Raw genomic sequence first — 25,237 nt, forward strand, 5'->3', positions numbered from 1 at the left:
GACGGATCATTCGCACCCTCTGACCCTCTCACCGTTCCTTCTGCGACTGCACTTCCATGCTCGACGCCCTTTATCGCGCCTGCGCCCGCTGCGGCCTTGCTCCCCGCTATCACGACGTCTGGGGCCGCGAGGTGACCGTCGAGCCGCAGCACCTGGCCAGCCTGCTGCATGAGCTGGGGCTGGGCCGCCACGGTCCGCACGACGAGGCCGCCTGGCAGGCGGAGATCGACGAGCTGGACGCCGCCGAATGGCGCAGGCCCCTGCCGCCGGTGGTGCTGGCGCAGGCCGATTCGCTGCGGGTGCCGCTCACGCTGCGCTGGCCCGAAGGCGAGATCCCGCCGCCCTGGACGCTCCAGCTGGAGCAGGGCGGCGCGCACGAGGGCGTGATCGACTTCGGGCAGGGCGAGAGCGGGCGCCGCCACGTCGACGGGCGCACCGTCATTGAGCGCCCGGCAGTGCTGGATCTGCCCGAAGCGCTGCCCATGGGCTATCACCGGCTGCGCGTGGGCACGGCCGAGGTCCTGGTCATCGCCGCGCCCGCTTGCTGCCAGCCGCCTCCGGGCGATGCCGAGGGCGTGCGTCATTGGGGCGTGGCTGCGCAGCTCTATGGCCTGCGCTCGGACACCCAATGGGGCATGGGCGACTTCGCCGACCTCGGCCGGCTGGTCGAGCAGGCGGCCGGGCTGGGCGCCCAGGCGGTGGGTCTCAATCCGCTGCATGCGCTGTTCCTGGACGATCCGGCGCAGTGCAGCCCGTACAGCCCGTCGTCGCGGCTGTTCCTCAATCCGCTCTACATCGCCATCGAGGCGCTGCCCGAATACGCCGACTGCCTGGAGGCGCGCCGCCTGGTGGAGTCGGAGCCCTTCCAGGCGCGGCTCAGCCACCTGCGTGCGCAGTCGCTGGTCGACCATGAAGGCGTGGCCGCCGCCAAGCTCGAAGTGCTGGCGCTGCTGCATGCGCATGTGCAGGCCCGTCGCAACACGCCGGAGCCCGGCCTGGTCGCCCGGCAGCGCGAGGAGGCCTTCCGCGCGTTCTGCCGGGAGCGAGGCGAGGCCCTGCAGCGCCACGCCACCTTCGAGGCCCTGCGCCGCCATCTGCGTGCCCGCGACCCCGACTGCTGGGGACCGCCCTGCTGGCCCGCGGCCTACCGCGATGCTGGCTCGGCCGAAGTCAGGGCCTTCGCCCAGCAGCATGCGACGCAGGTCGAGTTCCAGGCCTGGCTGCAGTGGCTGGCCGCCAGCCAGCTCGATGCCGCCGCACGCCAGTGCCAGAGCCGCGGCATGGCCCTCGGCCTGTACCTGGACCTGGCCGTGTCGGTGGACCGCCATGGCGCGGACGCGTGGGCCGGCGGCGACGTGTTCGCACCCGGCGCCAGCGTCGGCGCACCGCCCGACGCCCTCAACCAGCTGGGCCAGGACTGGGGCCTGCCGCCCATGCGGCCCGCCGCCCTGCGCGCCAGCGGCTACGGCCTGTTCATCGAGGCGCTGCGTGCCAGCATGCGCAACGCCGGCGCGGTGCGCATCGACCATGTGATGGGGCTGACGCGGCTGTTCTGGATCCCGCCCGGCGAGAAGGCCGCGAGCGGCGCCTACGTCGCCTATCCGGCCGAGGAGATGATGGCCATCGTCGCCCTCGAAAGCCGGCGCCAGCGCTGCGTCGTCATCGGCGAGGACCTGGGCACCGTCACCGACGAGACGCGCGCCCTGATGCAGCGCTATGGCCTGCTGTCGTACCGGCTGATGGTGTTCGAGCGCGAAGGCGCGGCCTTCAAGCGGCCGGCGGCCTATCCGGCCCAGGCCCTGGCGGCGGTGAGCACGCACGACCTGGCGACGCTCGAAGGCTGGTGGTCGGGCGACGACCTGCGCGAGCGCATCCGGCTGCAGCTCTATCCCAGCGACGAGATGGCGCGCCAGCAGCTGGCCGAACGTGCCGCCGACCGCGTTCAGCTGGCCTTTGCGCTGGAGGACGCCGGCCGGCTGGATGCCGAGGCCGGCGCGCGCCTGTTGGGCAGCGGCGACTTCGGCACCGAGGCGGCAGCGGCCGTGCATGGCTGGCTGGCCCAGGCGCCTTCTCGGCTCCTGATGGTGCAGGCCGAGGACCTGCTCGGAGAGCGTGGCCAGGCCAACCTGCCGGGCACGGTGAATGAGCATCCCAACTGGCGCCGGCGCCTGGCGTTGCCGGTGGAGCAGTGGGCGCAGGCGCCGCGTGTGGCGGCCATCGCTGCCGCCGTCGCGGCCGAGCGTCCCGCGGTGGGTGGCGCGGCGGCGGCGGAAGGCCCGGTGCGGCATCCGCTGCGCCTGCCGCGGGCCACCTACCGGCTGCAGTTCCATGCCGGCTTCACCTTCGACGATGCCATCGCCATCCTGCCCTACCTGCAGCGACTGGGCATCAGCCATGTCTACTGTTCGCCGCTGCAGCGGGCGCGGCCGGGCAGCACGCATGGCTACGACGTGGTGGCGCATGACCAGATCAATCCCGAGCTGGGCGGCGAGGCCGGCTTCATGCGCTTCTGCGCCGCGCTGCAGCGCCATGGCATGGGCCAGATCCTCGACCTCGTGCCCAACCACATGGGCGTGCTCGGTGGGGACAACCCCTGGTGGGAGGACGTGCTGGAGAACGGTCCCGCCTCGCTCTACGCCAACCATTTCGACATCGAGTGGCAGCCCGCCGATCCAGAGCTGGCGGGCAAGGTGCTGCTGGCGGTGCTGGGCGGCGCCTATGGCCAGGTGCTGGACGACGGAGAGCTCAAGCTGGCGCTGGACGCGGCCACCGGCCGGCTGTCCATCCACTACCACGACCACTGCTGGCCGGTCGCGCCCGAGAGCTATGCGCCCGTGCTGCGTTCGGCCGAGCCGTTGATGGCCGGTACTGAGGACTCCGCGGCGCTCGCTGGCGTGGCGCAGGCCTTCGCATCGCTGCCCACCGGCGCCGACGAGGCCGCGCGGCGCGCCCGCGACAAGACCGCCGCCCAGGCCCGCCTGGCCGCGCTGCTCGGTGAATCCACCGCCTTCGGCAGCGTCCTGCAGTCGGCCGTGACGCGCTGGAACCATCCGCGCCACCGCGAGGCGCTGCATCAGCTGCTGGAGGCGCAGCACTATCGGCTGGCCTTCTGGCGTGTGGCCTCGGACGAGATCAACTACCGACGCTTCTTCGACGTCAATGAGCTCGCCGCGCTGCGCATGGAGCGGCCGGAGGTCTTCGAGGCCACGCATGCCCTGCCGCTGGACCTGGTGGCGCGCGGGCTGGTCGACGGCCTGCGCATCGACCACCCCGACGGCCTGCACGATCCTGCGGTGTACTTCGACCGCCTGCAGCAGGGCTTCGCGCGGCGCACCGGCCGCCGCCTCGCGGCCGACGACGGCAGCGGCCGGCCCGAGCGGCCCCTGTACGTCGTCGCAGAAAAGATCGCCGCCGGCCACGAGGAGGTGCCCGAGGCCTGGGCCATCCATGGCACCACCGGCTACCGGTTCGCCAATGTGGCGGCCGGTGTGCTGGTGGACACCGAAGCCGAGGCCGCCTTCGAGCGCATCTGGCGCGGCTTCACCGGCGAGCTGGCGCCGTTCCACGAGGTCGAGTACCAGGGCAAGCGCGCCGTGACGCGCAATGCGCTGGCCTCCGACCTGACCATGATCGCCGCCGCGGCACTGCGCATTGCCCGCGCCGACCGGCGCACCCGCGACTACACCCTCAACAACCTGCGGCGCGCCCTGGCGGAAGTGGCCACCTGCATGCGCGTCTACCGCAGCTATGTCACCGCGCGCGGCCTCTCCGACCAGGACCGGCACTACATCGACGATGCCATCGAGGCCGCGCGCGAGCGTGGCGAACTGGCCGACGACAGCATCTACGACTTCGTGGGCCAGGCCCTGCGCGGCGAGTTGCATGCCGGCAATCCTGTGCTGCATCCGCAGGTGCTGGCCCTGGCGGCGCGCTTCCAGCAGTTCAGCGCGCCGGTGGCGGCCAAGGGCGTGGAGGACACGGCCTTCTACCGCTGGTACCCGCTGGCCTCGCTCAACGAGGTGGGCGGCGATCCGGCCACCTTCGGCTTCACGCTGGAGGAGTTCCACGAAGCCAGCGCCGACCGGGCCCGCCGCTGGCCGCACACGCTGCTGGCCAGCTCCACCCACGACAACAAGCGCGCCGAGGACGTGCGCATGCGGCTGCATGCCCTGTCGGAGCTGCCGGCCCTGTGGCGCCTGGCCCTGCGCAGGTGGCATGCGCTGACCGAGCCCGAGGCGCAGGTGGCCATGCTCGAACATGGCGTGTCGCCCTCGCGCGCCGACGAGTACCTGCTGTACCAGACCATGCTTGGCATCTGGCCGGCGGCCGGCGCTGACCAGCAGGCCCGCGAGGACCTGGCCGAGCGCCTGGTGCGCTACATGCACAAGGCTGCCCGTGAAGGCAAGCGCCACACCAGTTGGGTCACGCCCGACGAGGAATACGAGGGCGCCCTCGAGATGTTCGTGCGCGGCGTGGTCGACAGCGAAGAGTTCCGCGCCGACTTCGAGCCGCTGGTCGCACGGCTGGCCTGGTGGGGCGGCCTGAATTCGCTCGTGTTCACGGCGCTCAAGTTCTGCTCGGCCGGCGTGCCGGACACCTACCAGGGCACCGAGTGCCTGGACTTCAGCCTGGTCGACCCCGACAACCGCCGCCCGGTGGACTACGAAGCGCGCAGCGAGTTGCTGGCTGGCCTGGAGGCGCTGGCCGCACGGCCCGAGCGCATGCCCGAGGCGCTGGCGGAACGCATGACGCCCGCACGCCTGGGCGAGGCCAAGCTGTGGACGGTCTGGCGCCTGCTGCAGATGCGCCGCGAGCAGGCGGCGTTGATGCGCGACGGCGACCATCGGCCGCTGATGGCCAGCGGCGATGCCGACGACGCCGTCATCGCATTCACCCGACAGGCGGGCCAGGATGCGATGGTCTTCGTGGCCGGCCGCTTCTTCGCCAGCCAGGACGCGGACCGCCGCGATGCGCCACCGCCTGCCGGCTGGGACGCGCACCCGTGGGCGGGCACCCGCCTCACGCTGCCGCGCTGCGACGGCGGATGGCGCGACGTGCTCAGCGGCCGCCATGTCGAAGGCGGCGAGGTCGCCGTCGACACCCTGCTGCAGACGCTGCCCTGCGCCGTGCTGGTGCCCGCGGAACACGCCGTGTAGGCCCTGTCCTGCGCGGGTGCCCGCCTGCGCCTGCTGCGTTTGGTCACATGGCGCCGTCATCATGGATGTCTACCCAAGGTCCGACGGAGACAGCCATGACCACTCTGCAAAGTGCCGTGTTCCCCGGCAGCGTGCTGCAGCACCCCGAGCGCATCCACCTCGACTGCCGAGAGGACGTGAGCTACTGGATGGGCGAGTTCGGCGTCACCGAGTCGCTGCTGCGCCTGGCGGTGGAGCGCGTGGGCGATTCGCCCGGTGCCGTGCGCCGGCTGATGCGCGATGGCTGGGGTGCCCGTCCGCCCGCGGCCGCACCGTGGCCGACGCTCACTGCCTGAAAGCACCTACGCGGCCGGCCGGCCGCCTTCGCAGCATCGGTCCATTGCCACCGGACACTGGAGAGCACCGATGCCCGTTCTGGATCTCGAGGATGGCCGCGCCCATCCGCTGATGCCCGCGCCGGGCGCTCCGCCTGGCGAAACCTGGCTGTGGCACATGGCGGGCCGCGGTTACGACAGTGCCCATGAGCGCGCCGCCCGCACCGATTTCGCGCAGCGGCTGGCCAGCCTCCAAGGCTTCCGCTTCGTCGGCGACTTCGACCCTCAGCGACCCGCCAGCGCGCCGCAGTACGTGGTGCCCAACGACACCCTCACGTCTTCCGATGCCACTGCGGCCGGCATCCAAGGCCCGCATGACCTGTTCGGCGGCGTGGTGCCCCATCCCTTCGTCGCCACCAAGGCCATCACCCATCCGCTGGTGGCGCCGGATGCGGCGCAGCCCGAGGGCTGGTCGGCCGACTTCCACACCCACGCCGCCGATGCCGTGCTGCATGGCTACACCGCATTCAGCCTGGCCGACGCCCGCCGCGCCGGCCGGCTGGTGCTGGCCCGAGGGCCGGTGCGCGTGAAGGCTGTGCGCGGCACCGCCGGCCGTGGCCAGAGCGTGGCCCACGACACCGAGTCGCTGGACCGCCAGCTGGACGCGCTGGGCGACCCTGCCATCGCCGCCGACGGCGTGGTGCTGGAAGAGAACCTGCGCCATCCGGACACGGTGAGCGTGGGCCAGGTCATCGTCGGCAGTCTGGTGCTCAGCTACCACGGCCATCAGCGGCTGACCTACGACAACCAGGGCGAGGCGGTGTATGGCGGCTCGCAGCTCACGCTCGTGCGCGGCGGCCTGGACGTGTTGATGGCCGAGCCCTTCCTGCCCGACGCACTGCGTCTGGCCGTGGCGCAGGCCCGCAGCTACCACGCGGCGGTGGAGCGCTGCTACCCGGGCTTCTTCGCCTCGCGCATCAACTACGACGTGGCCCAGGGCATGGACGTGCACGGCCAGTGGCGCTCGGGCGTGCTGGAGCAGTCGTGGCGGCTGGGCGGCGCCACCAGCGCCGAGATCGCCGCGCTGGAGCGCTTCCATGCCGACCCCACCCTGCAGCGCCTGCGCGCCGCCAGCGGCGAGTGCTACGGCGACGAGGTGCCGCCCGAAGGTGCCCAGGTCTACTACCGCGATGTGGACCCGAGCGTGGGCCTCATCACCCGCTATGCGCTGATCCTTCCCGATGCAGACCCAGCTTGAGACCCTGCAGATTCCTGTCGACGGCCAGAGGATCGACGGCACGCTGGTGGCCGCGGCCAAGGTGCCCGGCGTGCTGCTGGTGCACGGCTGGGACGGCAGTCAGGAACAATACCTCGCCCGTGCCCGCGAGATCGCCGCACTCGGCTGCGTGTGCCTGACCTTCGACCTGCGCGGCCATGCCCGCCATGCTGCCCAGCGCCTGGATGTGACGCGCGAGGACAACCTGCGGGACGTGCTGGCCGCCTACGACACGCTGGCCGCCCATCCCGCCGTCGACCCCACCGCCATCGCCATCGTCGGCAGCAGCTACGGCGGCTATCTGGCCGCACTGGTGACGGGCCTACGCCCCGTGCGCTGGCTGGCCATGCGCGCGCCCGCCCTGTACCGCGACGAGGACTGGGAGGTGCCCAAGGGCCAGCTCAGCCGCAGCGATCTGGCCGCCTATCGCCTGACCTCCATCGCGCCGGAGGCCAACCGCGCACTGGGCGCCTGCGAGGCCTTCCGGGGCGACGTGCTGGTGGTGGAGTCGGAGCACGACAGCACCGTGCCGCACCCGGTCATCGCCAACTACCTGGGGTCGTTCCGTGCGGTCCGCTCGGTCACCTACCGCGTGCTGTCGGGCGCCGACCATGCCCTGTCCAAGGAAGGCTGGAGAAAGGCCTACGGCGCGCTGCTGGTGACGTGGATGACGGAGATGATGCGCGGGCTGCATGTGGCGCCGGACATGGCCGCCTCGCGCGCTCCGGTCAGCCCGCCCTGAGTCGCCCGCCTGCCACCCGCCTTCAGGTGGGTTCGTTCGTGGCCTGCTGGTGCAGCGCGTCCAGGCTCGCCGCGAAATTTGCCGGGTTGCCTCCCAGCGCCGCCGTGGCATTGCGGGCGGCCTCCAGCACCTGCCGGCAGGCGCTGCGCATGGCGTCGCCCTGTTCGAGCCGCTGGCGCGGGCCGGAGATGGCCAGCACGCCCTGCAGCTCGCCGCCCACGCCGAATACCGGCGCGGCGGCGGAGGCCGTCTCGGGGTCGCGCTCGCCCCAGGAGGTGGCCCAGAACTGGGCGCGGATGGCGTCGGCTTCCGGCAGCTCGGGAAGGTCGGGCTCGCCTTGCAGGCCGAAAGCCATCAGCACCTTGCCGGATGCGCCCTGGCCGATGGCGTAGCCCTGGCCGATCTGCACCGAGGCGCGCACCGAGCGCGCCGGCTCCACGCGGAACAGGGCCACCCGCTGCAGACCGTGCCGCACGTAGAAGGAGGCCGTCTCGCCGCTGGTGGCGCTGAGCCGCTCCAGCAGCGGCTCGATCACATGCCCCACTTGGAAGGAGTGCTGGTACACCGCCGCCAGCCGCAGTGGCTGCGGCCCGATGGCGTACTGCCCGTCCGGCAGGCGCCGCACGAAGCCGCCGTGCTCCAGCGCGCCCAGCAGGCGCAGCACCGTGCTCTTGTACAGGCCCGTGCGGCGCGACAGCTCCGACAGCGTCAGCCGCGGGTTGTCGGCGTCGAAGGCGGCCAGCAGCGCGAAGGCCCGGTCGAGCACGGCCACGCCGCTGGACTCGGGGGCGTCGGCGGGAGAGGAGGCGTCGTCGTCGGTCATGGCGGCAGCGGGGCAGAAGGGGCGGTTCGCGGGAGCGGCGCGCAGTGTGACATGCCCGCGCTCCGGCCTTCCTGCGCGGGATGTGCCGAGGGTTAACCCGATAGTCCAAGCGGATGAGGCGGCCTAGAGTTCTGTCTAACGGATTTGAGTTCTGTGCAACAGAACAGCCGCCATCCAGGAGACTCCCCTTGAAGACCTTCCCCCGTCTGGCGCTCTGCGCCACGCTGGCGCTGCACGGCGCCCTGGCCGCCGCGCAGGCCGGCTTTCCCACCCAGCCCATCAAGATCGTCGTGCCCTTTCCGCCGGCCGGCGGCACGGACGTGCTCACGCGGCTCGTGGTCAACGAGATCACGGCCAAGGACACGCGCTGGAACTTCGTCATCGACAACAAGCCGGGGGCCGGCGGCAACATCGGCCTGGACGCCGTGGCCAAGGCCCGCAAGGACGGCTACACCTTCGGCGCCGGCCAGACGGCCAACCTGGCCATCAATCCCGCGCTCTACAGCCGCATGCCCTTCGATGCGGCCAAGGACTTCGCGCCGGTGGTGCTGTTGGCCTCGCAGCCGGTGGTGCTGGTGGTGCGGGCCGATTCGGCCATCCACACGCTGGCCGACCTCAAGACCCAATCGAAGAGCCGCCAGCTGACCATGGCCTCGGCCGGCACCGGCACGGTGGGCCACGTGGCCGGCGAAATGTTCGCGCGCCGCGCCGGCATCCAGGTGATGCATGTGCCGTACAAGGGCGCCGGCCCGGCCATCACCGACATGCTGGGCGGGCAGACCGACATCTATTTCGCCACGCCGCCCAGCGTCATCTCGATGGTCAAGGCCGGCAAGCTGCGCGCCGTGGCCGTCACCTCGGGCCAGCGCATCGAGGTGCTGCCCGACGTGCCGACGGTGGCCGAGTCGGGCTACCCCGGCTTCGTCGCCGAGGACTGGAAGGCCCTGGTGGCGCCCGCAGGCACGCCGGCCGAGGCGGTGGATGCGCTCAATGCCGTGGCCAATGTCGCGCTCAAGCGCCCCGACGTGATCGCCCGCCTGCGCGACGAGGGCAGCGCGGCCCGCGGCGGCACGCCGGCCGAGCTGGGTGCCTTCATGAAGAGCGAGCAGACGCGCTGGGGCACGGCCGTGCGCGAGTCCGGCGCGCGGGTGGATTGAAGGATGGGTGCTTCGTTGCAGGGCATCCGCGTCCTCGATCTCACCAATGTGCTGGCCGGGCCCTTCGCCTGCCACCAGCTGGCCCACATGGGCGCCGACGTCATCAAGGTGGAAAGCCGCCAGGGCGGCGACCTGGCCCGGCAACTGGGGGCCGACCCCGAACTCAACCGCCGCCACATGGGCGTGTCCTTCCTGGCGCAGAACGCGGGCAAGCGCTCCATCACCGTCGACCTCAAGAAGCGCGAAGGCAAGGAGGTGCTGCGCCGCCTGGTGCGCACGGCCGATGTGTTGGTGGAGAACTTCCGCCCCGGCGTGATGCAGCGCCTGGGCCTGGGCTACGACAAACTGCTGGCCGAGAACCCGCGGCTCGTCTACTGCGCCATCTCCGGCTTCGGCCAGGACGGCCCGCTGCGCGACCTGCCGGCCTATGACCAGATCATCCAGGGCATGTCGGGCACCATGAGCATCACCGGCGCGCCCGACAACGCGCCCTACCGCGTGGGCTACCCCATGGCCGACACCATCGGCGGCATGACGGCGGCCTTCGCCATCGCGGCGGCACTGGCCGACCGGCAGCGCACCGGCGGCACCTTCATCGACGTCTCCATGCTCGAAGCGGTGATGGCGACCATGGGCTGGGTGGTCTCCAACCACCTGATCGCCGGCCGCGCGCCGCAGCCCATGGGCAACGACAACTTCACCGCCAGCCCTTCCGGCACCTTCCGCACGGCCGACGGGCTGCTCAACATCGCCGCCAACAAGCAGGAGCAGTTCGAGGCCCTGTGCCGCGTGGTGGAGCGGCCCAACCTGCCGCAGGACCCGCGCTTTTGCGAGCGCCAGGGCCGCCTGCAGCACCGCGCCGAACTCAAGGCCCTGCTCGAAGCGGCGCTGGCCGCGCGCACCACCGAGGCCTGGTGGCCGCTGCTCAACCAGGCCGGCGTGCCGGCGGGGCCGGTCTACACCGTGGGCGAGGCGCTGGCGCATCCGCAGGTGGCCGGCCGCGGCATGATCGGCCGCTTCGACGACGTGCCGGGCGTGGGCCGCGACATCCGCGTGGTGCGCACCGGCTTCAAGATCGACGGCCAGGCGCCGCGCGTCGACACGCCGCCGCCCACGCTGGGCCAGCATTCCAGCGAGATCCTGGCCAGCCTCGGCTACTCGGCCGGGGAGATCGCGCAACTGCAAGACGAACAAGCCATATGACCGATCCCGCATCCCTGCCGGCTGGCGCTTCCGCCGGCGGCGCCAAGCCTGCCCCCGATGCCCGCCGCACCACCGAGGACTGGTGGCGCACCTCGATCATCGACATGTCGCCGGGCGTCATCCGCTACCGCGGCTACCCGATCCAGGACCTGATCCGCGAGCGGGTGAGCCTGGCCCAGATGATCTGGCTGATGACCCGCGGCGACCTGCCCACGCCCGGCCAGGCCGCGCTGCTGGAGGCCGCGCTGATGGCCGCCGTGGACCACGGCCCGCAGGCGCCCAGCATCGCCATCGCCCGCATGGCCGCCACTTGCGGCGTGGGCCTGAACAGCGCCATGGCCTCGGCCGTCAACGTGCTGGGCGACGTGCACGGCGGCGCCGGCGAGCAGGCGGTGGAGCTCTACGAGGACATCGCCGCCCGCATCGATGCCGGTGCCGACGAGGACCGCGCCGTGCAGCAAGGCCTGAACGCCTTCATCGCCGCGCGCGGCAAGGTGGTGGCGGGCTTCGGCCACCGCTTCCATCCGGTGGACCCGCGCTCGGCGCCGCTGCTGGCGCTGGTGGACGAGGCCGCGGCGGCCGGCGAGGTGGGCGGGCGCTTCGCCCGCATCGGCCGCGCGGTGGAGGCGCGCCTGTCTGCCACCAAGGGCAAGCCCATTCCCATGAACATCGACGGCGCCACCGCCGTCATCTATGCCGAGTTGGGCTTTCCGGCGCCGCTGGCGCGCGGGCTGTTCTGCCTGTCGCGCTCGGTGGGCGTGCTGGCGCATGCGTGGGAGCAGACCGCGCAGAACGTGCGCATCAAGGGCCCGATTCCGCGGCAGTACCAGCCCACCTACGACGGCCCGCCGCAGCGCGAGGTGCCGGCCCGGCGCTGACGATGGCGCACCGTCGTCTGCGGGCGCGGCGGCGGGGCAGGGGCGCGGCGGCGGGGCAAGGGCGCAATGCCAGTCAGATAGCCCGTTCGCCCTGAGCTTGAGACAACCCGTTCGCCCTGAGCTTGTCGAAGGGCTTGCGCCAGGCTTCGACAAGCTCAGCCCGAACGGACTTTGATGAACTGCCTGGCATTGGGGCAGGGGCGTGCATGCGGGGCGCAGAGGGGCATCGGCGGCTATGCTCGCCGGCTTTCCGTCGTCTTCCTTTCCCCAGCCTGACTGCCCCGCATGTCCTCTGCCGCATCCCCCTTCCCCTTCGACGCCGTGCTCTTCGACTGCGACGGCGTGCTGGTCGATTCCGAGCCGATCACCCACCGCGTGCTGGTGACGATGCTCCACGAGCTGGGCTGGGCCATCACCGAGGAAGAGGCGATGCAGGTCTTCATCGGCAAGGCCGTGAAGGACGAGGCTGAGCTGATCTACCAGCGCACTGGCGTGCGCATCGACCGCGCCTGGCTCGACCGCTTCTGGGCCCGCCGCAACGAGGCGCTGGAGCGCGAGCTGGTGGCCATTCCCGGTGCTGTGGAAGCCGTGCGCGCGCTGCACGACCGGCTGGACGGCCGCATCGCCTGCGCCTCGGGCGCCGACCGGCGCAAGGTCGAACTGCAACTGGCCAAGGTCGGCCTGCTGGACCTGCTCGAAGGCCGCATCTTCAGCGGCCACGAGACGCCGCGCAGCAAGCCGCATCCCGACGTGTACCTGGCCGCCGCCGCCGCCCTGGGCGTGCCGGCCGCGCGCTGCGCCGTGGTGGAAGACACCGTCACCGGCGCCACCGCGGGCGTGGCCGCAGGCGCGACCGTCTTCGGCTACAGCCCGGGCGGGCCGGGCCACAGCGGCAGCCAGGCCTTGCTGTCGGTCGGCGCGGCGACCACGTTCGAGGACATGGCCCGGCTGCCCGCTCTGCTGGCCGCGTGGTCCGGCCGCTGAGCCCGGCCTCTGCCCCGCGTCCGTCGCGCCGCCGCCCTCGCCGCCTTGCCCCTGCCACCATGGGCGACCCCCGACCCCATCGCGTCATCCACCTGCAGCCCGAAGCGCCGGAGAAGCCGCCCTATGGCGCCCCGTGCAACGGCTGCGGCGTGTGCTGTGCGCATGCACCCTGCCCGTTGGGCATCGTCGCCAGCCGGCGCACGCAGGGCGCCTGCGCCGCGCTGGTCTGGCAGGGCGAGGCGCAGGTCTACCGCTGCGGGCTGATCGTGCAACCCGAGCGCTGGCTGCCGCGCCCACTGCGCCGCGCCGCCCCGCTGCTGGCGCGCCTGGCCCGGCGCTACATCGCGGCGGGCAAAGGCTGCGACGCGCACTTGGAGACCGAGAAGGGATGAGCGCCCGCCCGGCCGCTCCGAAGGGCGCTCGCACCGCAGGCGAAGCCGGAGGTTCCCGATGCGCCCGCCCGGCCGCTCCGAAGGGCGCTCGCACCGCAGGCGTCCCAATGCTCGCCCGCCCAGCCGCTGGCATGCGCGTTGCACGCCGGTCGCCATGACCTCGCCATCCCGTGTCAGCGCCGTGCAGTCCGGCCATGGCAGCATCGCCGGCATGCCCGCCGCTCCTCGTCCTGGCCAGTCCACCTGGCCCGCCACGCTCGCCCTGGCGGCCGCCATGGTGCTGTACGTGGGCGGGCTGCAGCTGTGGGACCAGCTCACTCCGAGCGCGCGGGCCGTGGCCCAGGGGCAGCCGCTCACCATCGGCCCCGCCCGCTTCGTGCCCGCTCCCGGCTGGCAGATGGACGTGGCCCGCTCGCGGCCCGGCCAGTCCTTGGTGCTGGTCAAGAGCGGCCACAGCTTTTCGGTGCAGACCGCCGCCTGGCATGGCGACGCCGACGGCCTGCTGCGGCGCGAACAGCGGCTGCTGGAGCGCGGCTACCGCCTGCGCGTGGAAGGCGAGCCCTCGGGCTTCTTCACCGACTGGGGCCTGCAGGGCACCACCTTCGCCTACTACGGGGCGCGCACGAGCGGCCGGCTGTGGCTGGTGATGGACGAGGCGCGTGCCACCGTCGTCACCGTCGACTTCTACGGCCCCAACCAGGACACCGACGCCGGCGCGCAGGCGCTGACCGAGGCGCAGGACATGCTGGCCTCGATGGACCTGGGTGCCGCATGAGACCGCTTGTCGTGCCGGTCGCGCCTTCACCCGCATCCGCCCATGAGCCCAAGGCCCTGGCGCGCCTGCAGGCCTTCGAGGCCGAGGAGCCCTTCTTCCAGCCGCGGCGCGCCGCCTTCTGGCTGATGGTGGCGCTGCTGCTGCTCGGGCTGTGGTCCATGGGCCAGCTCTACCTGTCGGGCCTGCGTGTGGTGCCGGTGGCGGCGCTGCTGGCCACGCTGGCCTGGGCGCTGTATGCGCGCCTGTTCATGGCCGCCTTCGGCGCCATGGACCTGCTGGCGCAGCACCGGCCCGCGGCCTACGGCCTCGCCTTTGCCTGGGGCGGCCTGGCCGCGCCCACGCTGGCGGCGCCGGCCAACCGCGCCATCCAGAGCCTGGCGGCCAAACAGGTCTCGCCCGAGTTCGCCGCCACCTGGGGCCCGGCCCTGGCCGGCCCCATCACCGAGGAATTCCTCAAGCTCGCGGGCGTGCTGCTGCTGGTGCAGATGGCGCGCCGGCAGTTCCGCACCGAGCTGTCGGTGCTCATCGTCGGCGCCATGGCCGGCCTGGGTTTCCAGGTGGTGGAGAACCTGGCGTACACCGTGCGCGCGGCCATCAACTTCCCGCTGGAGAACCAGGTCTACCCGGTGTTGTGGAACCTGCTGAGCCGCGGCGTGCTGTCGGGCCTGTGGACCCACGCCGCCTTCAGCGCGGTGGCCGCCTATGGCGTGGCCTGGTACCTGCGGCACACCGAGCGCAGCCGGCCGGTGCGTGTGGGCGTGGCCGTGGCCTGTTTCGGACTGGCCTGGGCCATGCACTTCGTCTGGAATTCGCCCTGGCTCGAAAGCTGGTTCCCCAACAGCAGCCTGGGCGTCAGCCTGCTGATGGTGACCAAGGGCCTGCCCCTGCTGCTGGCCGCGGTCCTGATCTGGCGCGCCGCCACGCGCGAGACCGGTGCCTACCTGCATGCCCAGGCCGAGGCGCTGGTGCCCGAGCGCGACCTGCTGGCCGACGACGAGCGCGAGCGCCTGGGCGATCCGCTGGAACGCCTGCGCGCCCGGCGTGCCATCGGCCGCGACTACGGCCGCCGCGCGCGGCGGCTCAAACGCCGGCTGCAGCGTGAGCAACTGCGGCTGGTGCTCAAGGCCTCCATCTATGGGCGGGGGCGCAGGACGCTGAAGAACGAGCGGCGAATCCGGCGCCTGCGCGAGACGCTCGGCGTGCTGATGGAGCCGCGGGTGGGGCGCCTGCCCTGAGGGCGTCAGACCACCGGTGCGGGCGGATGAAAGCTTGCCAAACGGCAATGTGACGTTCACGTGCTGCGCGAAGGGCGCGACCTAACATTCTTCGGCACCCCCCAGGGTGGCGGCACTGCGCGATTTTTGGCAGTGCCGAAGCAACGAAGGAATCCATGAAGCACAGAGACACGCACGACCTGGTCGGCGGCATCGCCCTGGTCGTCATCGGCGTATTTTTCGGCCTGTATGCCAGCCGCTACACCATGGGCACCGCCGGCCGCATGGGCCCCGGCTACTTCCCCATCGTCCTGGGCTGGCTGCTCGCGCTGCTGGGCCTGCTGGTGGCGTTGCCGGCGTGGTGGCGGCAGGGTTCGCCCATCAAGGTGCAGTGGCGCAACCTCGCGACCGCTACTGCCAGCATCGTGCTGTTCGCGGCGCTGCTGCAGACTGCGGGCGTGGTGGTGGCCTCGGTGGCCACGTCGATGGTGGCGCTGATCCCGGCGTGCATCCCGATGCGGCAGAAGCTGATGGTCTCCGTGGCCGTGGCTGTCCTGACCGTGCTCATCTTCGTGGTCGGCCTGCAGATGAACGTCCCCACCTGGCCCTGGTAAGCAAGACCCATGGATCTGGCGAACAACCTTCTTCTCGGGCTCCAGGTGGCGATGGAGCCGATGACCCTGGCCTATTGCTTCTTCGGCGTGTTGCTGGGCACCGTCGTCGGCGTGCTGCCGGGCATCGGCGCGCTGGCGGCCATCTCGCTGCTGCTGCCCATCACGTACCACATCGAGCCGACGGCGGCCATCATCATGCTGGCGGGCGTGTACTACGGCGCGCAGTACGGCGGCTCCACCGCGGCCATCCTGCTCAACCTGCCGGGCACGCCGTCGTCGGCCGTCACCTGCCTCGACGGCTACCCCATGGCCCAGAAGGGGCGGGCGGGTCTGGCCCTGTTCATCACCACCATCGCGTCGCTCGTCGGCGCGATGACGGGCCTGGTGCTGCTGGTGCTGTTCTCGCCGGCCATTGCCGAGATCGGGCTGAGGTTCGGCCCGGCCGAGTTCTTCTCGATGATGGTGCTCGGCCTGGTGGCCGCCTCGTCCATGAGCATCGGCTCGGCGGCCAAGGGCCTGGCCATGGTGGTGCTGGGGCTGCTGATGGGCATGGTGGGCACCGACGTCAATTCGGGCGTCGCCCGCTTCGACTTCGGCATCATCGAACTGACCGACGGCATCAACCTCGTGGCGCTGGCCATGGGCCTGTTCGGCGTGGCCGAGGTGGTGCGCTGCATCAACTCGCCGGACATGGAGCGCAAGCCCGAGCCGGTGTCGATGAAGTCCATGGTGCCCTCGCGCGCGGAGTTCCGCGAGAGCGTCGCGCCCATGATGCGCGGCTCCGCCCTCGGCGCGGCGCTGGGTGCGCTGCCGGGCGTGGGCCCGTCCATCGCGGCCTTCATGTCCTATGCCATCGAGAAGCGCGTGGGCCGCGACCCCAAGGCCTTCGGCAAGGGCGCCATCGCCGGCATCAGCGCGCCCGAGTCGGCCAACAACGCCGCGGCGCAGACCGCCTTCGTGCCGTCGCTCTCGCTGGGCATTCCGGGCGATGCGGTCATGGCGGTGATGCTGGGCGCGCTGATCATCCACGGCATCCAGCCGGGGCCGATGCTGATCAGCGAACAGCCGGCGCTCTTCTGGGGCCTGGTCGTGAGCTTCGCGCTGGGCAACATCATGCTGGTGATCCTGAACCTGCCGACCATCGGCATCTGGGTCGCACTGCTGCGCATTCCCTTTGCCTGGATGTATCCGGCCATCCTCGTCTTCGTGGCGCTCGGTGTGTACAGCGTCAACAACAACGAGTTCGACATCTACATGGTGGCCGTGCTGGGCGTAGTCGGCTACGCGCTCATGGTTCTGAAGTTCGAGCCCGCGCCGCTGCTGCTGGGCTACATCCTCGGCCCCATGCTCGAAGAGAACCTGCGCCGCACGCTGCTGCTGTCCCGCGGCGACCCGATGGTGCTCATCGAGCGCCCGATCAGCGGCAGCCTGCTGGGGGTGACGGCGGTAATGCTGGTGTGGACGATCTGGAGCACGGTGCGCAGGCAGATCGCCGCAAAGCGGCAGCTGGACCTGGCGGAAGCCGCCGCCTGACGCCTGCCGGCGCGCAGGCCGGCGCCGTCATCAGACGGCGTCGTCCTCGGCCGTCAGTGGCCCCTCCGAGGTCTTGAGCACGTCGAGCACCGTGTCGCACATGGCGTACATCTGGTCCACGAAGGCCGGGCCCAGGGCCGCTTCGAGTTCCTGGTAGACGGCCTCCATGTCCTCGCTCACATCCGCGAACATCTGGTTGGCCCGCGGCGAGAGCGACACATGCTGCCGGCGTTGATCGTCCGGGTGCCGCTCGCGCTGCACCAGTCCCATGCCTTCCATGCGCGCGAGCACGCCGCTCAGGCTGGGGCTGGAGATATGGCAGATGGCGCAGAGCTCCCGCGGCTCCAGCGTGCCGCGCACATGGAGCGCGCGAAGGATGCGGAACTGCTGCTCCGTCAGCCCCGTCTTCTTGAGCACATGGCGGAAGCGGCCCACGATGGCGGCACGCACCTGCAGCAGCAGCAGGGGAAGGTTGCGCCGCGGCTGCGCGCGGGCTGAAGGGGCGGGGGAGGGTCGACGCTGGCTGCTGCGCGCGGCGGGCTTGTTCGTCAAGATGCGGCTTCGGTCGGGCGGCCTCCCGATGGGGCGGCCTGCGGGTCGCCCGGATGGTACTGGAGCCCCCTTGCTCAGCACTCCTCAGAGCGGCGCGATACGCGCGTGCAGCAAGGCGCTGCGCCCTTCGTCCAGCGCGCGGATGCAGCGGGCGACGGCCGCCTCGACATCGGCCGGATCGACCAACCGCTCGCCATGCGCGCCCGCCGCCTCGGCCACGCCGGCGAAGTCCATGCCGGTGGGCAGCACCGAGGCGTACTCGTCCGTCGCGTAGGCCCGGCCCTTGGGGTACATGCGCAGGGTGGCTTCCTTCACCGCGGACCAGCCGCCGTTGTCGAGCACGACGGTGAAGATCGGCAGGCCGTACTCCCGCGCCACGGCCAGCGTGGAGGTGGCATTGCTGAAGTAGAAGGTGCCGTCCCCCACGAAATGCACCACGCGGGCGTCCGGCCGCGCCAGCTTGACGCCCAGCGCCGTGCCGGCCGAAAAGCCCAGCCCCCCGCCCGGCAGCCCCAGCAGCGTGCCCGGCTCGTTGCGGGGCACCTGGTCGAACACCGTGAGCGTGTTGCGGATGCCTTCGTTGATCACGGTGTCGCGGCTGTCCAGCGCCCGGTGGATGGCGGCGCACAGGAAGGCCGGGTTGATGGCGCCGCGCTCGCCGGGCGCCTGCGCCGCGGCGTCGATCCTGCGCTGGCGCTCGGCATGTTCGCGTTCGAGCTTCCTCGTCCGCTCGGCCGCCCGTGCCTCGAAGGCCGGTGTGGCGAGCGACTTCACGGCGTCGATCAGCTGGGCCAGCAGCAGTTCGCTGTCGCCCTCGACGCGTGCGTGGGTGGCAAAGCCCCACATCGGCATGTCGCGCTTGATGGCGTCGAGGTCCATCTGCGCCCACCAGGCGTTCGGGTTGACGCGCGTGGTCTTCGGCACCCAGGGCACGTCGACGTCCAGCATCAGGCCGACGTCGGCCTTCTCTGCGAAGGGCCCAGGCAGGTAGCCGGCAAAGCAGGGGCTGTCGCGGCGGATGTTCAGGTGCACGCTGTTGAACTCGCACACGCGCATGCCGATGAGCCGCGCCAGCGCGTCCACCAGGGCGGGCGTGCGCAGATGGCGGCCGGCATAGGCGGTGACCAGCAGCGGGTCTTCGCTGGCCACGAGCTTTTCCGCGATCTGCTGGATCGGCGCCGGATGCGTGCCGCCGGCCTTGACGGGCCGATGGCTGGCCGCCGGAAAAGGATGCAGCTCCTGCGGCGGGCAGGGCGCGGCCAGCATCTCGCGCGGCAGCATCAGGTACACGGGGCCCGGCGGATCGCTCTGCATCACCGAGTGCGCGCGGGCGATGACTTCGGCGGCCATCGATGGCCAGGGCAGCGTGTATTCCCACTTGACGTAGGGGCGCACCACGCTGCCCTGGTCGAAGGGTTCCTGCACGAAGTGCACATAGGTGTCGCGCCCGCCATCCACCTGGTTGAAGGTGGTGGCCGGCGCGCGGCCGGCCATCAGCAGCACCGGCACGCGCGCGCGGAACAGGTTGTGCATGGCCATGGCCGAGTTGGCCGTGCCGGCATCCACATGCACCAGCACCGCCTGGCCGCGGCCGGTGGCGATGGCGTAGCCCCCGGCCATGTGCAGGGCCGTGTTCTCGTGCGGGCAGAGCACCACCTGGGGCAACGTCCGCCCTTGCTCGCGCCACCGCGCCATCTCTTCGATGAGCGGCGCGTGGTCCGTCCCCAGGTTGCAGAACAGGTATTCGACGCCGTGGTTCAGCAGCGCCTGCAGCAGATGATGCGAGGCCGTGTGGGCGGTGGTGTCGTCGTCGTCGGGGGAGCGTTGGAATTCCATGGGGCGTGGTCAGTTGGTCTGCGCGGCGAGGCCAGCGGCCCGCACGGCCGGCGCGAAGGCGCTCTGCTCGGCCTGGATGCGCTTGCGGACGGCATCGGGCGCGGCGTAGTCGGCCTCGTGGCCCAGACGCACGAAGGCCTCGCGCGTGCCGGGGTTGGCGAGTACCTTGTTCAGCTCGGCGGACAGCTTGTCGACCACGGCCCGCGGCGTCTTCGCCGGCGCGTAGAGCGCGAGCCACACCTCGAACTCGGTGCCCGGAAAGCCGGCCTCGGCCAGGGTCGGCACGTCCGGCAGAAAGGGCGAGCGCTTCTCGGATGCGACGGCCAGCGGGCGCAGCTTGCCGTCCTGGATCTGCGCGTTGAGCGGCGCCAGGTCGGCCATCACCATCACGGTCCGCCCGGTCACCAGATCGGCGATGGCGGGCGTGAAGCCGTTGTAGGGCACGTGGATCATCTTGGCGCCGGCGCGCTGGATCAGCATCTCGGTGCCGATGTGCGCCATCGAGCCGATGCCGTTGCTCGCATAGGCCAGCGCGCCGTCGCGCGCCTTCGGGTCGGCGAGCAGGTCCTTCGCGCTCTTGTAGGGCTGCGTGGCCGACACCGCGAGGAAGTAGGGCAGGCGCGACACCTGCCCCACCGGCGCGAAGTCGTTGAGCGGCACGAAGGGCAGCTTGGCCTGCGTGAGCGGCAGCAGCGTCATGGTGGAGCCGCCCGTCAGCAGCAGCGTGTAGCCGTCCGGCGCCGCGCGCGCCACGGCCTCGGCCGCGATCACGGTGTTGCCGCCGGGCTTGGACTCGACGACGAAGTTCTGGCCCATCGCTGTCCCCAGCGACTGGGCCACGAGGCGGGCAGCGGCATCCACGCCGCCCCCGGGGGCGTAGGGAATGAGGATGCGCACGGGCTTGGACGGATAGGCCTCCTGGGCCAGGCCGGCCCCCGCGACCACGGACAGCGCGACCGCGAGGACGTAACGAAGTAGCTTCACCATGTCTGTCTCCTGAGTCGTGACTGCCTGGGGCGTCGCTCGGGTGGCAGATCACTAATATGTGAGCGATTTGGGGATGCTAGGGGGGAAGGGGGGGTGGGGGGTCAGCAGTTACCCGGAGGGGGCTTCGCCGCGGCGATGTGCGCGGTGGCCGCTGTGCGACGGACAGGCGCCTGTTCCCCTTGACGCAGCGGGGGGCCGCCATCGCGTTCCGGATCGTCCCCCTTCACGAGCTTGACGTGGTGCAGCGCAAGCTGGTGCGTCTGCCGTACAGCGTCCACGTCGCGACAGCCTCACCCGACCCGGTGCTCGGCGATGGCGCCGGCTTTCGGCTCATTACGCACGACACCTCGACCGGCCAGTTCCCGGACATCGCGTGGCTGAAGAGCCGCTTTCCCAATGCCCGGCCGCTGCTGGCGTCCAACAACGCAACGTGCAAGCTCGCATAAGCAGCCAGGGCATCGGCATCGCCGTGCTGCCCCAGGTGATGGGCAAGCAGCTGGGCGGCCTGCGCCGGCTGAGCCTGCCGGAAGAGCCGCCCGCCCGGGAGATCTGGATGGGTTACCGCGACCTGCGGCGGCTGAACCGTCTGCGGACATTCATTGCGATGGTGAATGAGCATTTGGCGGGGCTCCAGGGGGTGAGCTGTGTTTGCCTGCTGCGTAGTTGGTGCCAGCGTCACAGGGCGAAGATGGCAGTAAGGCGCTGATTTGAGCGCTCTGGGACCGCGGTATGTGGAGCGGTAACGCCTCATCAATTCCTACATGACGACGCAGTCCTTGGCCGACCATTGAGAAAACGCCCGATGAATATGTGCGTAAGTCTGAAAGACACGCTGTCTCTCCTCGGTGCGTAGCAATTTAGGCCCGTCCATCTTTTTGAGCCAATCACGCTCGCCCCAATTACACCAAACTAGAACCTGGCGGGTTTCATTTAGGTAATGGCGAAGCAGGTCTGCCCGAATATAGAACAACTGGTGCTTGTTGCCAAAATAGCCCTCACCTGCTCGCCGATAGAGTGTGGCGGGCCGTCCACTTGAATCGAAGAAGTCGATTCCACGGTCTCGACAAGAGATACCAAGGCGCTGGATTAGACTCGGCGCGGGAATGTCGAATCCTGAGACAGTGTTATGCGGGGAGTGATAGGACTCCCATCTGAACCCGATGGAGGGTAGCTCAATTTTGACACCTGGAATATGGCGGGTGACGGGAATTTTGAATTCAAGAACAGAACCCTCTTGGTCGCCAGTTGCTGCATCTGGCAATGAAATGCGCTTAATGGTGAGCGACTGCTGTTTTCCGACGCTGAAGTCCTGCTCATAGTTTTCGAACGCCCATCTCAGTTGCCGGCGGTATCGATCATTGCGGTTTAGAAGAGACTGCGCAAAGTTGTGACGGTGACCTGGTTCGCCAGCGAACAAGTAATACTCATCGGCTCCATCTGGGATCTTGTGATTTCCAGGGTAATCAATCGACATGAACTTCGAGCGAAGTGTGTCTACATCCTTCTTGGCAACGAAAACGCCTCGCAGGAAAGCAAACAGTTCACGGTCATGAGCAGCATCAGTCCCTTGGACAAATCCTTCAACGAGCACCCAATCGCCTTGGTGTCCGTTGATTTCCGGGACCACCAGGAGGGACTGCCAACTTGGGGTGTAGCCGCCTGCAACCCAGTCCTCAGTGCTCGCAGCAGGTGACCCGAATAGGTCCGGCAAAGGCGGTGTCCAGTCGGGCGGCGCTTTGGGAAAAGTGGGATCTGCCCCACAGTCGGCAGGCCGGACGTCCTGGCGCCAATCCGGTAGCTTTCGGTGCGCATTGCGTTCTCCCCACATCTCAAAGTATGCGATCCAAGAGTACTTTTTCCCGTAGCGGTCGACCTTGTTTTCGTCGCGGGCATTCCAGGAGGTTTGGCCGATTTCGGAATCTAAGCGTTTGAATCGCTCGTCTCGATATCCTAGGTCGAATATGCGGCGCTCGATCTTTGCTCGTACTTGTACGTACTCAGGTTTCGTCTCGTCATAGTTCGCCCTATTGGGTATTAGAGAGCCGATCGTGTAGTTGCCGAAATCCATCTGGATGGCGTGGCCGATGGCATCCTGGATCGACGCGTCAGGCTTCCCGTCGCTAGCGAACCGCGACAGAGTGTTCGGGAATGGCCGACTTAGGTGGCGGGTAGCCGTCTTCGGCAACTTTACACACGCGGCTCGGTGGGCAACTTCAATGATGCCAAGCGCGTAGTCCCGCATAAGGGCGTGGTGCGTTGCATAGCGCGCTCGCGGAGCGAACATTCGCCGATAAAGCTTCTGCGCCAAGTCTCCAAGCTGCGGTCGAAAAGATGACGCATTCTTTGAATCGATTAAAGAGAGGGTCGTACCGTAAGCGGCTGCAAGCACTCGCTCTGGCAGGTATGGGTCGTTGAAGTCTAGGGATTTCACAGCGTGGGAGAACAATACGTCCGGATATTGCTCTCCGATTAGCACGAGTGCCTTGGTCGCCAAGTCGCGGTCGGCGCGAACAACCGTAGTTAGGACCAAAGAAAACAGCACAACAAGTTCGGCGGCTGTGGCCCGCGTCATTGTCACGGCATCCAGCTTCTCCGCCCACGTCAGCAGCCGATGAATCGTCGGCGAGGCATATCTACGTCGCAAGTATTCTGACCAGCGCAGGTCGCGGTCCGCCATGGGAAAGCGCGACAGAAACTTGTACAGTCGCTCGGCATGATAGGGATGATCGGGCTTTGTCGCGACCGCGGCCAACGCGTCTACGACGCGCTCCCAGGCCCGCGAATCGGCGCTCAAGTAATGGTTGATGACCAACCGCGTGCCCTCGGTGAATGCGGTCGGATTTCTCCAGAACAGTCCCTCAATGAACGGCTCGAAATACGCGTCGAGGTTTTGTGTTTCCCTTGGCAGTAAGAAAAGAAGCTCGCATTGCCTGGGAGGGAGCTTGGTCCTTACGCGCTCTGGGAATTCAGTGATCAGGGCTTGCGCCCACCCAGGCTCTGCGTATTGGCCGAAATTTGGATCAGTCAGCCGGAAGACCCTCGCGAGAGGGGAGGTGGCTGCAAGACTGCTTTTGATGGCCGCGGGGGTGGACGTATCCAGGTATGCCTTCAGCAGGTGCCTAGCGATCAAATGATCGCTGAACCGTTGATAAGGCATCCGATACACCAATCGAGACTTGTACTGTCCGGACCGAGTTGAGTACCAGATGACGTCCTCCTCGATGAGCCCATTTGTTCGCATCGCTTCCAGAAGCTGGCGCCGTTGAACAGGGCGTAACGCAGGTGCGCTTGCCCCAATGATTCGGTCAGCCTCTGACGGGAGGACATAACCGCGGAATTTCGCTGCCATACAAGGTGCGAAGCCGGAAACCCGTTTGTCGGCAAGCCGGTCGTCTCCCTTCAGCAAGATCCAACATCCTTTATCTTGCAGCCCGAAGGCTCGCTCGATCGGCTGCGCAACGCGATTGACGAACGACTCCAACACGAACGTCATTCCCCGCTGTCCGGAGGCAATCCCCGCAAACCCTTTCGCAAGCTTCTTGCCCGAAAGGCTTTGTAGCGATTGGCAAATGAGCTTCAGCGTAAGCGGGCGAGAGAACTCGCGATCCAGCAGCGGAACCTCAGGGAGCGGTAGTTGGTAATACTGAAAGAAGGCTGCCTGTGCATCGAACTCCTGGTCGTCGAAGCCAGAGTGCCGAAGGCGGTGAAATTTCTCCAGGTCGGTCTTCTCAATGGCCATTGCCTCAAACGGCGTCCGACACGTCACGACCAACCCGACGTTGGGATGGTCGGCGACAAGTAATAGCAGTGTGCGGATCGCTTGCCGCCACTCGCGCCTTCGTCCCTCATTTACTCCATCGACGATGAAGACAGTCCGACCCTTTGCTCCTCGACCAGCGTCCTCCAGCTCGGCAAACCTTTCATTGATCGATGCTGGTGCGCCTAGACGTGCGCATAAATCTGCAAGTACGTGACCCTCGAAGTTCTTTGCTAGCACTAAGACTGTTGGAGACCCGTTAGCAAGCCGTTCGCTGGTGACGTCGCACAAAAAGTGCGTTTTGCCAGTGCCCCACTCACCACGAATTAGGAGGCTGGGGTCGAAAAGCAGCTTGAACGAGGCGCTTTTGGCGTATTCTGTCTCGTCACGAATGACGCTCAGGCAGCGGCTGATAGCATTCAAGTTGGTGCGCGCAGCGTTGCGCGCGGCAGAAGAACTTTCGTCCGGCGCAAGTTTGGCCTCCTCGGCCCGCCAATGGGCGACGTCCTCCAGCAATCTGACTTCGATCTGGGTGAGGCGTGCAACCCACTCCTCGCCAGCGTTGGCATCACGCGAACGCAGACGGCTCATCATTGCTGGGAGTGAAATGCTGGCTGTCTCAAAAATTTGGTCGATGTCCGCTCGTCGCTGGCTATGACTCTTCGCATGGCTCCATGCTTCGCCGAAATCATCGAGGACCGCCTGGAAGCGCCGTCTCGCAGGATCGCCACATGAGATGTTGTCGATGGCGGTGGATAACGCGGCGATCCGAAGATTAGGCGCTCGTGGATCTACGCCGGGCGTATATCTTTGCCCTGCTAGGCATATTTGTTCTCTGCAAAGACTGGTCAGGGCCGCTGAGAGGGATGGCTGATCAAAAGGCATTTTTGTCCTTTACCAGTAGGAGTGCCTAGCTGTCCCTGCGGGACGGCTTTACTTGCGCTTCTTGGATCGTCGAACGAACGCGTGTAGTTCGCAGGAACAGCAACTACGACTTGTATCGTCACAACGGGCTGGACCACGCAGCGTATCCACCAACGTCAC

Annotated in this window: 20 protein-coding genes; 15 read left to right on the plus strand and 5 right to left on the minus strand. The window is 68.9% G+C overall.

Annotation, left to right across the window (positions count from 1 at the left end; all coding sequences use genetic code 11):
* Positions 1 to 56: 56 nt before the first annotated feature.
* The 4 genes from treY (at position 57) to QZ772_RS06375 (ending at position 7,488) form a co-directional block, all read left to right on the plus strand.
* Positions 57 to 5,156 carry a malto-oligosyltrehalose synthase gene (gene treY, locus QZ772_RS06360; protein WP_295524098.1) on the plus strand — a complete coding sequence of 1,700 codons (5,100 nt, stop codon included), beginning with the start codon at positions 57 to 59 and terminating at the stop codon, positions 5,154 to 5,156.
* Positions 5,157 to 5,251: 95 nt separating this feature from the next.
* Positions 5,252 to 5,491 carry a DUF3606 domain-containing protein gene (locus QZ772_RS06365; RefSeq protein ID WP_295524100.1) on the plus strand — a complete coding sequence of 80 codons (240 nt, stop codon included), beginning with the start codon at positions 5,252 to 5,254 and terminating at the stop codon, positions 5,489 to 5,491.
* A 70-nt stretch (positions 5,492 to 5,561) separates the two neighbouring features.
* Positions 5,562 to 6,728: a DUF3182 family protein gene (locus tag QZ772_RS06370; RefSeq protein WP_295524102.1), complete on the plus strand. Its 1,167-nt coding sequence runs from the start codon at positions 5,562 to 5,564 to the stop codon at positions 6,726 to 6,728.
* Positions 6,712 to 7,488, plus strand: a complete 777-nt coding sequence (locus QZ772_RS06375; RefSeq protein ID WP_295524104.1) for an alpha/beta fold hydrolase — start codon at positions 6,712 to 6,714, stop codon at positions 7,486 to 7,488. The genes QZ772_RS06370 and QZ772_RS06375 overlap by 17 nt, the downstream gene beginning before the upstream one ends.
* Before the next feature lie 22 nt (positions 7,489 to 7,510).
* Here QZ772_RS06375 and QZ772_RS06380 read toward each other — a convergent pair whose 3' ends face one another.
* Positions 7,511 to 8,311 (minus strand): IclR family transcriptional regulator, encoded by an 801-nt coding sequence (locus tag QZ772_RS06380; protein WP_295524105.1) that lies wholly within the window; start codon positions 8,309 to 8,311, stop codon positions 7,511 to 7,513.
* A gap of 188 nt (positions 8,312 to 8,499) precedes the next feature.
* On the opposite strand from QZ772_RS06380, the gene QZ772_RS06385 reads away from it, so the two are divergent.
* The 9 genes from QZ772_RS06385 to QZ772_RS06425 all read left to right on the plus strand — a co-directional run bounded on the left by QZ772_RS06385 (position 8,500) and on the right by QZ772_RS06425 (position 17,061).
* Entirely contained in the window at positions 8,500 to 9,468 is a 969-nt protein-coding gene (locus QZ772_RS06385; protein WP_295524107.1) for a tripartite tricarboxylate transporter substrate binding protein, read from the plus strand.
* A 3-nt stretch (positions 9,469 to 9,471) separates the two neighbouring features.
* Positions 9,472 to 10,671 (plus strand): CoA transferase, encoded by a 1,200-nt coding sequence (locus QZ772_RS06390; RefSeq protein ID WP_295524109.1) that lies wholly within the window; start codon positions 9,472 to 9,474, stop codon positions 10,669 to 10,671.
* Positions 10,668 to 11,549, plus strand: a complete 882-nt coding sequence (locus tag QZ772_RS06395) for a citryl-CoA lyase (protein ID WP_295524110.1) — start codon at positions 10,668 to 10,670, stop codon at positions 11,547 to 11,549. Before QZ772_RS06390 ends, QZ772_RS06395 begins: the two co-directional genes overlap by 4 nt.
* A 285-nt stretch (positions 11,550 to 11,834) precedes the next feature.
* Positions 11,835 to 12,533: an HAD family phosphatase gene (locus tag QZ772_RS06400; protein ID WP_295524111.1), complete on the plus strand. Its 699-nt coding sequence runs from the start codon at positions 11,835 to 11,837 to the stop codon at positions 12,531 to 12,533.
* Between the two features lie 59 nt (positions 12,534 to 12,592).
* Positions 12,593 to 12,925 (plus strand): hypothetical protein, encoded by a 333-nt coding sequence (locus QZ772_RS06405; RefSeq protein ID WP_295524112.1) that lies wholly within the window; start codon positions 12,593 to 12,595, stop codon positions 12,923 to 12,925.
* A 154-nt stretch (positions 12,926 to 13,079) separates the two neighbouring features.
* Positions 13,080 to 13,700 (plus strand): hypothetical protein, encoded by a 621-nt coding sequence (locus tag QZ772_RS06410; RefSeq protein WP_295524114.1) that lies wholly within the window; start codon positions 13,080 to 13,082, stop codon positions 13,698 to 13,700.
* Positions 13,697 to 14,935, plus strand: a complete 1,239-nt coding sequence (locus QZ772_RS06415; RefSeq protein ID WP_295524116.1) for a PrsW family intramembrane metalloprotease — start codon at positions 13,697 to 13,699, stop codon at positions 14,933 to 14,935. Before QZ772_RS06410 ends, QZ772_RS06415 begins: the two co-directional genes overlap by 4 nt.
* A gap of 155 nt (positions 14,936 to 15,090) precedes the next feature.
* Positions 15,091 to 15,528 carry a tripartite tricarboxylate transporter TctB family protein gene (locus tag QZ772_RS06420; RefSeq protein ID WP_295524118.1) on the plus strand — a complete coding sequence of 146 codons (438 nt, stop codon included), beginning with the start codon at positions 15,091 to 15,093 and terminating at the stop codon, positions 15,526 to 15,528.
* A gap of 9 nt (positions 15,529 to 15,537) precedes the next feature.
* Positions 15,538 to 17,061, plus strand: coding sequence for a tripartite tricarboxylate transporter permease (locus QZ772_RS06425; RefSeq protein ID WP_295524119.1), 1,524 nt, complete (start codon positions 15,538 to 15,540; stop codon positions 17,059 to 17,061).
* Between the two features lie 30 nt (positions 17,062 to 17,091).
* On the opposite strand, the gene QZ772_RS06430 is transcribed toward QZ772_RS06425, so the two are convergent.
* The 3 genes from QZ772_RS06430 to QZ772_RS06440 form a co-directional block, all read right to left on the minus strand.
* Complete coding sequence (locus QZ772_RS06430) at positions 17,092 to 17,613, minus strand: MarR family transcriptional regulator (RefSeq protein ID WP_295524121.1); 522 nt, start codon at positions 17,611 to 17,613, stop codon at positions 17,092 to 17,094.
* Positions 17,614 to 17,697: 84 nt separating this feature from the next.
* On the minus strand, positions 17,698 to 19,449 hold the full coding sequence (locus QZ772_RS06435; RefSeq protein WP_295524122.1) for a thiamine pyrophosphate-requiring protein: 1,752 nt from the start codon (positions 19,447 to 19,449) through the stop codon (positions 17,698 to 17,700).
* 9 nt (positions 19,450 to 19,458) lie between these two features.
* Complete coding sequence (locus tag QZ772_RS06440; protein ID WP_295524123.1) at positions 19,459 to 20,436, minus strand: tripartite tricarboxylate transporter substrate binding protein; 978 nt, start codon at positions 20,434 to 20,436, stop codon at positions 19,459 to 19,461.
* A 236-nt stretch (positions 20,437 to 20,672) separates the two neighbouring features.
* Between QZ772_RS06440 and QZ772_RS06445 the strand changes: the two genes are divergently transcribed.
* Together QZ772_RS06445 and QZ772_RS06450 are read left to right on the plus strand one after the other, a co-directional pair.
* Positions 20,673 to 20,882 (plus strand): hypothetical protein, encoded by a 210-nt coding sequence (locus tag QZ772_RS06445; RefSeq protein WP_295524124.1) that lies wholly within the window; start codon positions 20,673 to 20,675, stop codon positions 20,880 to 20,882.
* Positions 20,867 to 21,142: a LysR substrate-binding domain-containing protein gene (locus QZ772_RS06450; RefSeq protein ID WP_295524125.1), complete on the plus strand. Its 276-nt coding sequence runs from the start codon at positions 20,867 to 20,869 to the stop codon at positions 21,140 to 21,142. Before QZ772_RS06445 ends, QZ772_RS06450 begins: the two co-directional genes overlap by 16 nt.
* Before the next feature lie 51 nt (positions 21,143 to 21,193).
* On the opposite strand, the gene QZ772_RS06455 is transcribed toward QZ772_RS06450, so the two are convergent.
* Positions 21,194 to 25,078, minus strand: coding sequence for a hypothetical protein (locus QZ772_RS06455; protein WP_295524126.1), 3,885 nt, complete (start codon positions 25,076 to 25,078; stop codon positions 21,194 to 21,196).
* Between the last annotated feature and the right edge of the window lie 159 nt (positions 25,079 to 25,237).

This window comes from uncultured Pseudacidovorax sp. (genome assembly GCF_913773995.1).
GTDB lineage: Bacteria > Pseudomonadota > Gammaproteobacteria > Burkholderiales > Burkholderiaceae_C > Xenophilus.

Excerpts from the sequence above, each read along its gene's own strand:
- treY (WP_295524098.1), top strand. The coding sequence starts at position 57 with ATGCTCGACGCCCTTTATCGCGCCTGCGCCCGCTGCGGCCTTGCTCCC.
- QZ772_RS06365 (WP_295524100.1), top strand. The coding sequence starts at position 5,252 with ATGACCACTCTGCAAAGTGCCGTGTTCCCCGGCAGCGTGCTGCAGCAC.
- QZ772_RS06370 (WP_295524102.1), top strand. The coding sequence starts at position 5,562 with ATGCCCGTTCTGGATCTCGAGGATGGCCGCGCCCATCCGCTGATGCCC.
- QZ772_RS06375 (WP_295524104.1), top strand. The coding sequence starts at position 6,712 with ATGCAGACCCAGCTTGAGACCCTGCAGATTCCTGTCGACGGCCAGAGG.
- QZ772_RS06380 (WP_295524105.1), bottom strand. The coding sequence starts at position 8,311 with ATGACCGACGACGACGCCTCCTCTCCCGCCGACGCCCCCGAGTCCAGC.
- QZ772_RS06390 (WP_295524109.1), top strand. The coding sequence starts at position 9,472 with ATGGGTGCTTCGTTGCAGGGCATCCGCGTCCTCGATCTCACCAATGTG.
- QZ772_RS06395 (WP_295524110.1), top strand. The coding sequence starts at position 10,668 with ATGACCGATCCCGCATCCCTGCCGGCTGGCGCTTCCGCCGGCGGCGCC.
- QZ772_RS06400 (WP_295524111.1), top strand. The coding sequence starts at position 11,835 with ATGTCCTCTGCCGCATCCCCCTTCCCCTTCGACGCCGTGCTCTTCGAC.
- QZ772_RS06405 (WP_295524112.1), top strand. The coding sequence starts at position 12,593 with ATGGGCGACCCCCGACCCCATCGCGTCATCCACCTGCAGCCCGAAGCG.
- QZ772_RS06410 (WP_295524114.1), top strand. The coding sequence starts at position 13,080 with ATGACCTCGCCATCCCGTGTCAGCGCCGTGCAGTCCGGCCATGGCAGC.
- QZ772_RS06415 (WP_295524116.1), top strand. The coding sequence starts at position 13,697 with ATGAGACCGCTTGTCGTGCCGGTCGCGCCTTCACCCGCATCCGCCCAT.
- QZ772_RS06420 (WP_295524118.1), top strand. The coding sequence starts at position 15,091 with ATGAAGCACAGAGACACGCACGACCTGGTCGGCGGCATCGCCCTGGTC.
- QZ772_RS06425 (WP_295524119.1), top strand. The coding sequence starts at position 15,538 with ATGGATCTGGCGAACAACCTTCTTCTCGGGCTCCAGGTGGCGATGGAG.
- QZ772_RS06435 (WP_295524122.1), bottom strand. The coding sequence starts at position 19,449 with ATGGAATTCCAACGCTCCCCCGACGACGACGACACCACCGCCCACACG.
- QZ772_RS06440 (WP_295524123.1), bottom strand. The coding sequence starts at position 20,436 with ATGGTGAAGCTACTTCGTTACGTCCTCGCGGTCGCGCTGTCCGTGGTC.
- QZ772_RS06455 (WP_295524126.1), bottom strand. The coding sequence starts at position 25,078 with ATGCCTTTTGATCAGCCATCCCTCTCAGCGGCCCTGACCAGTCTTTGC.